This window comes from Collinsella sp. AF23-2, assembly GCF_003459245.1.
GTDB lineage: Bacteria > Actinomycetota > Coriobacteriia > Coriobacteriales > Coriobacteriaceae > Collinsella.
This window is the reverse complement of the sequence record NZ_QRVG01000046.1, coordinates 1-1,609: the sequence shown is the minus strand read 5'-3', so window position 1 is coordinate 1,609 and position 1,609 is coordinate 1. Positions and strand designations below refer to the sequence as shown.

The window sequence follows — 1,609 nt, the reverse complement described above, 5'->3', positions numbered from 1 at the left end:
CCTTGATTATCGACTTCATTCGAACACCTCCCACATTCATCCGCACATGTGCGGATGAATGTGGGAACCCGATACCCTGAGGGCCGGATCGGCCGGCCCCGGGAGATCGGAGGACGGCATGTCCGGAAAGAAGAAAAGGGGCTCCGCAAGGGCGGTCCCGAGGGCCTACGGAAGGCTCACGAGGCACGAGCGGGACACGGTCCAGAGGATGCTGGAGCGCAGGGCGTCATGCAGGGAGATCGCGAGGGAGCTGGGCAGGTCGCCCTCGACGGTGAGCGCCGAGGTGGCGTCGCACAGGTTCGTGACGGCGCCGAAGGCCAGGCGCGGCGAGCGCGTGGACGCCTCCGCCGACCTGTCGGCTGCCTGCCCGCGCCTGGCCGCGTGGCCGCGCTGCTGCAACGGGTGCGGGCGGTACCGCGCGATCGGCTGCAAGCGCCGCCCCCACGTCTTCTACGAGGCCCGGGCCGCGCAGCTGTGCGCCGACTCGGTCCTCGTCTCGTCCAGGCGCGGGATAGACGCCGACGAGCCCGCCGCGGCCGAGGCGCTCGCCCTCATCCGCGACGGCCTGGGCCGGGGGCTCTCGCCCGAGCAGCTGTCCGCCCGCAACGGCGGCCCCGTGGACCTGTCGCCCTCGACGATCTACCGCTGGGTCGCGGCGGGCTACGACGGCATGACCAACATGGAGCTCAGGCGCAAGGTCGGCTACAGGCCGAGGAAGCGCGCCGCGTGCCGGGCGGCGACCCGCCACTCCGCTCGCAGGTCGTACGCCGCGTTCCTCGCCCTCGGGGAGGACGCGTGCGCCGCGGCCTGGGAGATGGACACCGTCGAGGGGGCCCGGGAGGACTCCGCCTGCCTGCTCACGCTGCTGCACCGCCCCAGCAGGCTCCAGCTCGCGCTGCCGCTGGAGGAGAAGACCGCCGGGTGCGTCGCGGGCGCCCTGGAGGGCGTCCGGGCGGTCCTCGGCGCCGACGGGACGCGCCGCGTGTTCCGCGCCGTGCTCACCGACAACGGCGCCGAGTTCTCCGACGAGGGCGCGATCGCCGCGCTCATCGGCGAGGGGCCCGGCGAGACGAGGCTGTTCTACTGCGACCCTAGGCGCAGCGACCAGAAGGGCGCCTGCGAGCGCAACCACGTCGAGATCAGGAAGCTGCTCCCCAAGGGCCGCGGCCTCAGGTTCGACCGGCTCGCCCCGGCCGACCTGGCGCTGGCGATGTCGCACGTGAACTCCGAGCCCCGCGGCGCGCTCGGCTTCGCGACGCCCGCCCGCGCCTTCCGGGCGATGCTCGGCGGCGACGCGGCGGCGCTGCTGGAGGCGTACGGCATCGAGGACGTGCCCATCGGCGAGCTCGACCTGACGCCGGGGCTCATCGCGCGGGCGCGCGCGGAAAGGGGCGATGCCCCGCTGTCCTAGCCTAAGGGAAAACGGAATAGACTGACCGACCGTCCGGCTGAGTCTGGGAAGAGGCGCCGGGCGGCGGGCGGAGCATGGCCACCGGACCCATCGAAACACATCTCCACCGTTCCTTCAACTGGGAAAACGGCGCCCCCGGGCCCCGGGAGGGGCCGCGGGGGCGTTCGGCTAGGTGCGGGAACGGCCTATTTGCTCAAT

General features: G+C 72.7%; 1 protein-coding gene. It reads left to right on the top strand.

All coding sequences use genetic code 11. The features are described from left to right. Positions 1 to 58: 58 nt before the first annotated feature. Complete coding sequence (locus tag DWY03_RS09925; protein WP_370446060.1) at positions 59 to 1,411, top strand: IS30 family transposase; 1,353 nt, start codon at positions 59 to 61, stop codon at positions 1,409 to 1,411. Positions 1,412 to 1,609: the final 198 nt, after the last annotated feature.

Coding starts and splice junctions, on each gene's coding strand:
- DWY03_RS09925 (WP_370446060.1), top strand. CDS start 59: ATGTGGGAACCCGATACCCTGAGGGCCGGATCGGCCGGCCCCGGGAGA.